At 60.7% G+C, this 8043-nt stretch carries 7 protein-coding genes and 1 pseudogene; 5 read left to right on the top strand and 3 right to left on the bottom strand.

The features are described from left to right. The 4 genes from NW841_RS10770 to NW841_RS10755 all read left to right on the top strand — a co-directional run. The coding region (locus tag NW841_RS10770; RefSeq protein ID WP_414386356.1) for a hypothetical protein at positions 1–244 on the top strand (244 nt) is incomplete at its 5' end. A gap of 386 nt (positions 245–630) precedes the next feature. Beyond that, positions 631–2010 carry a DUF3084 domain-containing protein gene (locus tag NW841_RS10765; RefSeq protein ID WP_414386354.1) on the top strand — a complete coding sequence of 460 codons (1380 nt, stop codon included), beginning with the start codon at positions 631–633 and terminating at the stop codon, positions 2008–2010. After that, positions 2007–2465: a pre-16S rRNA-processing nuclease YqgF gene (locus NW841_RS10760; protein ID WP_414366492.1), complete on the top strand. Its 459-nt coding sequence runs from the start codon at positions 2007–2009 to the stop codon at positions 2463–2465. Before NW841_RS10765 ends, NW841_RS10760 begins: the two co-directional genes overlap by 4 nt. Next, positions 2437–3561 carry an extracellular solute-binding protein gene (locus tag NW841_RS10755; protein ID WP_414386352.1) on the top strand — a complete coding sequence of 375 codons (1125 nt, stop codon included), beginning with the start codon at positions 2437–2439 and terminating at the stop codon, positions 3559–3561. Before NW841_RS10760 ends, NW841_RS10755 begins: the two co-directional genes overlap by 29 nt. Before the next feature lie 67 nt (positions 3562–3628). Here NW841_RS10755 and tig read toward each other — a convergent pair whose 3' ends face one another. The 3 genes from tig to ccsB form a co-directional block, all read right to left on the bottom strand. After that, positions 3629–5302 (bottom strand): trigger factor, encoded by a 1674-nt coding sequence (gene tig / locus NW841_RS10750; protein ID WP_414386350.1) that lies wholly within the window; start codon positions 5300–5302, stop codon positions 3629–3631. Between the two features lie 88 nt (positions 5303–5390). Continuing rightward, positions 5391–5774, bottom strand: a complete 384-nt coding sequence (locus NW841_RS10745; RefSeq protein WP_414366497.1) for a LapA family protein — start codon at positions 5772–5774, stop codon at positions 5391–5393. An 84-nt stretch (positions 5775–5858) separates the two neighbouring features. Then, the gene (ccsB, locus tag NW841_RS10740; protein ID WP_414335454.1) at positions 5859–6869 is read right to left on the bottom strand and encodes a c-type cytochrome biogenesis protein CcsB; all 1011 of its coding nucleotides are present in this window, start codon (positions 6867–6869) and stop codon (positions 5859–5861) included. Positions 6870–7108: 239 nt separating this feature from the next. On the opposite strand from ccsB, the pseudogene NW841_RS10735 reads away from it, so the two are divergent. After that, a pseudogene (locus NW841_RS10735) lies at positions 7109–8043 on the top strand (hypothetical protein); the annotation flags it as partial.

The following is an 8043-nucleotide window of genomic DNA, read 5'->3' as shown; positions in this document are numbered from 1 at the left end:
TCTTGTGGATACTCTGTCTGTCTCGGTTTGTCCGTTGGAGAAGAGGGCAGCGATGGCGGGATCCCACAGCGTTTGTTTTGATCGAGCTGCCGACTTTTACGGTGCTACCCGCAGCTTTCCCTTCGCCGTAGAGGAAGAGATCGCCGATGCCCTCTTGGCGGCAGGGGCAACCACTCCTGAAACCCATTTTCTCGAGGTGGGCATTGGGACTGATTCAGCGTTGATATTTCTAAACGGATGTTAGCTGAGCAGGTGGAAGCCTTTTTGCGGTCTCAAGGGGCTCATGTGTCTGCGCATCCACCCAGAGTTAGGCAAGTCTTATAGGGAGGGTAAGAAATTTTCTTGTGGGCATTGCGCTTGGAGGGGTGACACTGACTTGAACGGTGCAAGGGCTACCGCACTTTTGGGGCGTTCTATAAACACGCCTGGAAGTTTGTGGCTGGCTTGCTCTCTAAGCGAGCCTGCTTCAGGGCTACTGTTCGCGTCAGCGGGATCAAGTCCTTAAACCCTATCCGCCTATGCGGTGGAGTAGTTTATACCAGGGCCGCACTTCTCTGGCTCGGCCTGCCCCCAACTTCCCAAATCTTCACAGTAACCTTGCTAAGATTTCCATGGCAGGGATCCCGGTCTATGCAAGGCGTACTGCTGATCCTTTACATGTTGTTTGTCAGTGGCCTGATTGCCGTTGTCGGGGATCGGGTCGGGTATCGGATTGGCAAAAAGCGCCTCACCTGGTTTAACCTGCGTCCCCGCCACACGGCCGTTTTGGTAGCCGTGATTACCGGCGTGAGCATCTCGGCGCTGACCTTGGGCACGCTGCTGCTCCTCAACCGCTCTCTTTCGGAAGCCCTGTTCAGCTACACCAACCAAATTGCCCAGGCGGAGCAGGAGCTGCGGGCCCTCAACCGCCAGAAAGCTCTGCTGGAAGGGGAGAATGCCACTCTCAGAGCCGAGCGAGACCGCCTTAAGCTGGATCTCGACCAATTTCGCAGTCAGCAATCGGCAGCCCAGACCCGCCTGAGCGAAGTCCGGGAGCAACTGGCCATAGCGCTACAAGAGCGGCAAGAGGCAGAGGCGAAGCTGGCGGCAGCCAACGAGCAACTGGCCCAAGTGCAGCCCAGCCTGGAGCGGGCCCAGGCAGAGTTGGAGGCGGTGAAGGCAGAGGTGGAGGCGGCCCGAAAGATGATTGCCGATCTGGAGTCGCAAAAGCAGGCTCTGCAACTGGATCGGGATCAACTGGAGCGCTCTCTGGATACGGCGCAGGGGGCCCTGAGCCAACTGGAAACTCAAAAAAAGCAGCTTGAGCAGGAGATTGCGCAGCTCAACCAGTTAGCGGTGCGGCTGCGACGGGGAGAGCTGGCCATTCTGGCGGGAGAAGTCCTGGCTACAGGAGTTGTGCAAACGCCAGCAGGGGCAGAGCCGGCGGCAGTGCGGCGGCAGTTTGAGCGAGTTTTGGCCCAGGCAGAACAGCGGGCCCTTGCCCTCGGCTCCCAACCCATCCCCCCTCTGGAGAACGCCATCCTCATCCGCCGCGAGGAGGCCGACCAAGCCCTGGAAAAGCTACAAGAACCCGGTAGCTGGGCGGTGCGCATTCTTTCGCTCTCCAATCGGCTTAAGGGCGAGCCTGTGCCCGTGCTGGTGCAGATCTACCCCAACCAGCGTATCTTTGCCAGGGGATCTGTGCTGGCGCAGGGTGTAATCCAGCCAGGCTTGAGCGAGAACGAAATCCAACAGCGGCTGCTAGAGCTCCTCAACCAGGCCAATCAGCGCTCCCAGGCAGAAGGCCTCCTCTCGGATCCCATCACCGGCACTGTCGGAGAATTCTCGCAGGTGAAGTTCTTGGAAGTTGTGCAGCATCTCCGCCAGAGCACTACCCCTCTGGATGTGAAGCTGGTTGCCGACACCGACATCTACACGGCGGGGCCGCTGCGGGTGAGTTTCCTGATGGCGGAGGCCTCTGGCCAGCAGGACGCCACCCCCGTTCAGCAGGCGGGGCAGATTGGGGGATGAGGGATCCACTCCACCTGGGCGGGCTGGAAGAGGGGCGAGTGCTGATGGGCTTTGACCCGGGGCGGGACAAGTGCGGCCTTGCCGTGGTGCAAGTTCAGCCGGCGTGGCAGATCTTGCATCGGGAGGTGGTCTTGGCGGGGGAGGCCTTGGCCAGGTTGCAGGCCCTCTGGCAACAGTTTGGGGCGGAGCGGCTCATCCTGGGAAATCAGACAACGGCGCGAGGCTGGAAACAGCAACTGCAGTCGCTCCTCCCACCCCAACAGATCGTTCTGGTGGACGAGAGGCACAGCTCCCAAGAGGCCCGTCAGCGCTACTGGGATTTTTACCCACCGCGGGGATGGGAGCGGCTGTTGCCGAAGGGAATGCGGGTGCCGGACAAGGCTTACGATGATCTGGTGGCCCTGATTCTGGTGGAGCGGTACTGGCGTGGGCAAGCAAGGGCTGAGCCGACGTGAATTTCTATACGGGATCCTGCTGGGGCTGGCGGTGGCCGGCTGTGGCGGGCCTAGGGGCTCTCTGCCCCTCATTCTCGCTCTTAAACAAGGGATCCCAGCCAGCTTGGTGAACGAGTTTCGCCGCCGCACCCAGGTTCCCTTTCGGCTGCAACTGTTGGACGAGCGGGCCCAGTTGCTGGCCTACCTGCGGCAGAGCGTCCAGCCGCCTGAGCCGGCCTGGTGGGATCCGGGGAGATGGTTCCGGTGGCAGCCGTCAGCGGCGGCCCTGAGCCTGTTGGGAGCTGACGCCTTGGATCGGGCCATTGCTGCCGGTTGGCTGGATCCCTTGCCACCTGACCTCTTGGGGGAACGATGGCAGCACTTGGATCCCCGCTGGCAGGCTGCTGCCCGGCGAGAGGGGCAGATCTGGGGCGTGCCCTGGCGCTGGGGGGTAACGGCCATTGCCTACCGCCGCGACCGGGTGAGCAACCCCATCCGGGACTGGGCGGATCTGTGGCGGCCTGAGCTGGCCGGGAAGCTCACCCTACCGGATCACCCCCGGGAGGTGATCGGGCTCGTCCTCAAAAAGCTGGGCCGCTCCTACAACGATCCCCTCGATCCCGAAGAGGCCGAACTGCGGCGAGAGCTGGGATCCCTGCACCGCCAGGTTCTGGCCTATACTTCCGCCGACTACTTGCCCATGTTGCGCCTGGCCGATAGCTGGGTGGCTGTGGGCTGGTCGCAGGATCTCTACGTCACCCAGGCCAACTACCCCGAGCTGGAGGTGGTGATCCCGGCTTCGGGATCCGCCATCTGGTGGGATGTCTGGGTGCGGCCTCATAGAGCTCACAACGCTTCCCCAGAGCTGGAAGGATCCCTGCTGGCCGACTGGATTGACTTCGTCCTAACCCCAGAGTTCGTCCCCCGCCTGGTGAACTTGAGCGGGATCCCTTCGGTTTTGCCGCTGGATTGGGCCCAACTCCCCCCTCGGCTGCGTCGCAGGGCTGACTTCCAGCCTTCTACCTGGGAGCGCGGCGAGATTTGGCGGCCTCTGAGCTCCGCCGAAGCTGAGTCCTATCTTCGCCTCTGGGATCAGATGCGGCGCGGCCTCCTGTAGCCTGGCTTTTCCCGACCCCGGCGGCCAAAGTGTGAGAACCCGCAAGTCTGGGGGTAACTAGGATCCTCTACTTGCCCTTTTTGCTCTTTTTGCCCGGTTTGGGTTTCTCCTCGGCTGCGGCGGCCTGTTCCGGTTGCAAGCCAGTAGGGGCTGTGGCCGCCTCTGCAGAAGGCTCAACCGCCTCAGAGATCCCAGACACCTCTGCTTCTACAGAAGGGAGAGCTGCCTGCGGCTCTGTTGCGACCTCCCCCTCGGCTTTCGTATCGACAGGAGGCTCAACTGCCCCAGGGATCCCGGATCCCTCTGCTTCTGGCCTCTCGGCCTCAAACTCCGCCTCCGGCACCGATGTGCCAGCCGATTCAGCCCTCTCTTGCCAGTCTTCACCCTCAGAGCTGCCAGAGAGGGTGGGATTCCCTTCGCTATCGACCCAGTTGACTGTGGTCTGAGCCTTCAGCCAGGCCATCACTTTGTTGGTCAGCAGATCTTCGTGAACGACTTGGCGTACTCGCTCCCGATCCAGCTTCTGCCCTTGCTGGGCGTAGGCCGCCATCACCTCTTCCACCTCGGCTTCCAATTCGTTGGGGCCTACGGCAATCTGCTCCTGCCGGACAATGGCACTGAGAGCCAAGGTGCGCCGCAGCCGGTTGATGGCCTCAGGCCGGTAGCGCTCCATCCACTGGTTAAGGGTTTCGGGCGGCATTTGGGACAAGAGCTTGCGGATCTCTCCCGGCGTGACCCCTTGCTGCTGCTGCAGCGACTGAAGGCTTTGGGCCAACAGTTGTGTCGTTTCTTGCTCGACTAGGGTCTCCGGCAGATCCACCTCAGTGGTTTCCAAGATGGCGTTGAGGATGGCCGTCTCCAGGTTTTCCTCAGATTGCCTGAGAGCATCTTGTTCGAGGCGCTTTTGCAGGTGTTCCCGCAGCTCGGCCACCGTCTGAAACTCGCTGATCTCCTGTACAAAGGCGTCATCCAGCTCCGGCAGCTCTTTGGTCTTGATCTCTTTGAGGCAGACGGTGAACGTAACTGTTTTCCCGGCCAACTCTTTTCTGAAGTAATCGTCGGGGAAAGTGGCTGTGATCTCCTTGGTTTCGTCGAGCTGCATGCCGACAACGCCCGCCACAAAACCGGGGATGAAGTTCTCCTCTTTGAGCTCCAACTGAAAGTCTTGGGCGGCGATCTCCTCCAGGGGATTGCCCTCGGCGTCGCGAGCTTGAAAATCGATCACCACCACATCCCCCAACTGGGTGGGCCGATCTTCTACGGGCAGGAGGGTGGCCCGCTGATCCCGCCACCGGTCGATGAGCTGGTCGACCTGTTCGGGCTTGACGGTGACGCGGGTGGCCGTGACGGTTAGACCTTTGTATTGGCCGACGCGGGCTTCGGGGTACACCTCCACATACCCCGAGAAGCTGAAGTCTGCCTCCGGGTTGAAGCGATCGAGAAGCTGCTCCACCTTGTCGTCCAGCTCGAAGCGACTGATGGGACGCAGTTGGGTGTCCTTGAGCGCCTGTTGGATGGCCTCGTTGATCAGGTCATCGACGGCACTGGCCATGACGCGCTCGCGGCCCACCTGGCGCATCACCAGGTTGCGGGGGGCCTTGCCCTTGCGAAAGCCGGGGATCTGGATGTTCCGCTCCAGTTGGCGCAAGGTTTTTTCGTAGGAGCGCTTCACCTGGTCGGCTTCTACCACGATTTTGAGGCCAACCCGGCTGCCAGGGCGTTTTTCTTGTGTAACCTGCATAGGAAGTGATGGACTAGTGGAAGAGGCCGTTAGAAGTCCAATTCTACCCCAACCGCTTGGGGATCGACGGGATCCATACGGGGCAGTTCTAGGCAGGGGATCCCTCGGTGGCCACTTCTTTCACCTCCTGGATGTCCTCTTGGGGTTCGGCGCGCTTGCTGGGGGGCAGTTGCTTGACCTTGGCTTCCAGCTCCACCACCATTTCCTTGAGCTCGGTGATGGTGACTTCCTTCTCCTGCAGTTGCCGATTTTTTTCGCGGGCTTCGATGCTGAACTGGATACGCATCCAGAGGCTATACAGCCAGGCAAGGGCGGCCCCGATCCCGGCAGAAGCCAACAGTTCAATCACCAGCGGGCTTTCGATGGTGACTCCGGGGGCGAAGTTAATCGTGACTGGGGTGGCGTTTTGCATGGCAAAAAGAGCGATTCCCAGGAGGGCCGAGAACAGGATCAGGTAGTTGAACAGTTGCATGATTTTCTCCTTCGAGGGATCCACGACGGCTTGCCAGCACCAGAATACCCACAAACGGGGGTTGATTTGTTGGCCCGAGAGATCTCAGAAGAACCAGCCATAGCTGTGTAAGCCTTTGCCCAGAAAGTTCACCCCCAGATAACACACCCAAACCACCCCAAAGCCCAAGCTGGCCAAGAGGGCGGGGCGCCTGCCCTGCCAGCCTTTGGTGATGCGGGCGTGCAAATAGGCGGCAAAGACCAACCAGGTAATCAAAGCCCAGGTTTCTTTGGGATCCCAGCTCCAGTAGGTGCCCCAGGCTTCGTTGGCCCAGACGGCGCCGGCAATGATGCCGATGGTGAGCAGCGGGAACCCCAGCCCGATTAGCCGGTAGCTGGTGTTGTCTAAGATTTCCGCCAGGCTCAGCCGTTGCCAAGCGATCGCTTCGTTGGGTGCCGGTTGGGGAAGAGGTTCAGCCGGTCGGGGGGAGCGGATCCCGGCGTAGACCAGTTCTGCAGCAGGAGATGGCAGGGTGGCTTCTGTCCATTCCGGGTGGGTTGCAGGCTGAGAGGGGCGAAATTGCAGGCCGAGGGAGTTGCCCTTCAACTGAACTTCCTGGCCGCGGGTGACGATGAGAAAAGTGATGGCCAAAAGGGATCCCACCAAGAGGGCTGCGTAGGCCAGCAGCATCACAGTTACGTGCATCATCAGCCAGTTGGATTGCAAAGCCGGCACCAGTGGTTGGGCCGCCTGCATATCTTCCGGCAGGGCCAGGGCGGCAAAGGCCACAATGCCCGTCGCCAGCGGGGCGGTCGTCACCCCCACCCAACGGCTACGAGTCCAGTGGAGAGCCAGCAGGTGCAAGGTGGTGATCCCCCAGGCCAAGAAAAACAAAGACTCGTACAAGTTACTCAAGGGGAAATAGCCGGCATCGATCCAGCGGGCCGTCAGCAGGGCGGCGATCGTCAAGTTTGCCCCGATCATCCCCGCCAAGCCCAGCTCAGACAGAAGCTGCACCTGGGGAAACGCTGCCCCCCCCCAGTAAAACAGCATGGCCCCCAAACAGACAGCAAAGGCCATGTTGTTGAGTAAAGCCTGCCACTGAGCTAGATCCAAGCCTGCAAAAGCCGTTATCGCCAACCAAGCCATACCTGACCTCAAAAGTTCTCCTGACCCCGCTTGGGCCAGACCGCTGATCCCATTCTAGGGTGGGGGAGGGGATCTTCCCCAAAGGACACATGCTGGTAATGTGGGGATGGCTTATCTGCTGCTCGGCAGGATACCGAAAGTGTTGGGATGTGAGGCTCATGCAAGGACACGCGGGAAAGGCCAGAACCTGGAGATGGGGATGGTGGATGGCTCTGGTGGCAGCTCTTGTGCTGGTCGCTTGCGGTGGATCCCCGCCTGAACAGCCCCAGGAACAGCTACCTCAGCTCGAGCGGGTACCAGTGCCGCCGGAGATTGCCAAGCTGGATGCCCACTTGGAGCACTGCCGTCCGCGGGTGCAGATCCTCAGCCCTAAGCCGGGTGAGGTGTTGTCGGAGCGGCAAGTAACCGTTCGCTTTGCAGTGCAGGGGTACCCGCTTTTTAAGGATCCGCAACTGGGCCTCGGCCCCCATTTGCACGTAGTGCTGGACAACCGGCCCTACATCGCCCATTACGATGCCGATGCTCCCCTTGTTTTTGAGGATTTGGAGCCGGGATCCCATACTCTGCGGGTGTTTGCCGGCAAGCCCTGGCACGAGAGCTTTAAAAACTCCGAGGCCTACGCCCAAGTCAGCTTCCATGTGCTAGCGCCTACGCCGGAATACGTGCCGCAGCCGCACCTGCCTTTGCTCACCTACAACCGCCCCACCGGCAGCTACGGTGCCGAGCCGATCCTGGTGGACTTTTGGCTGGCCAACGCCCCGGTACGCGAGAGTCTGCTGACCGACCTGCCGCGGGATTGGCGCATCCGCTACACCCTCAACGGCCAATCTGGCCTGCTGGATCGCTGGGAGTCTTTTTACTTGAAGGGCTTGAGGCCCGGTCGCAACGTGATGGTGGTGGAACTGGTGGACAGCAAAGGGGATCCCATCCGCAACGTGTTCAACAGCGCTGCCCGCGAGATCACCTACACCCCCGGCGGCCAAGACACTCTCTCCAAGCTGATCCGCGGCGAGCTGAAAGCGGAAGAGGCCCTGGCCATTGTGCAGCCCCAGCCCACACCCACACCTGACTCGAATACACATCTCCGAGCCCACGAGACCTCTCTAACACTCGTATGCGCTGATGAGATAGAAAAAAGAAT

It is taken from the genome of Synechococcus sp. H60.3 (genome assembly GCF_047462295.1).
Taxonomy (GTDB): Bacteria; Cyanobacteriota; Cyanobacteriia; order Thermostichales; family Thermostichaceae; genus Thermostichus.
The sequence above is the reverse complement of the archived record's forward strand: the minus strand, read 5'-3'. Positions and strand labels throughout refer to the sequence as shown.

Bases quoted from the DNA above. Each gene is read 5' to 3' on its own strand.
- NW841_RS10765 (WP_414386354.1), top strand. From the start codon at position 631: ATGCAAGGCGTACTGCTGATCCTTTACATGTTGTTTGTCAGTGGCCTG.
- NW841_RS10760 (WP_414366492.1), top strand. From the start codon at position 2,007: ATGAGGGATCCACTCCACCTGGGCGGGCTGGAAGAGGGGCGAGTGCTG.
- tig (WP_414386350.1), bottom strand. From the start codon at position 5,302: ATGCAGGTTACACAAGAAAAACGCCCTGGCAGCCGGGTTGGCCTCAAA.
- NW841_RS10745 (WP_414366497.1), bottom strand. From the start codon at position 5,774: ATGCAACTGTTCAACTACCTGATCCTGTTCTCGGCCCTCCTGGGAATC.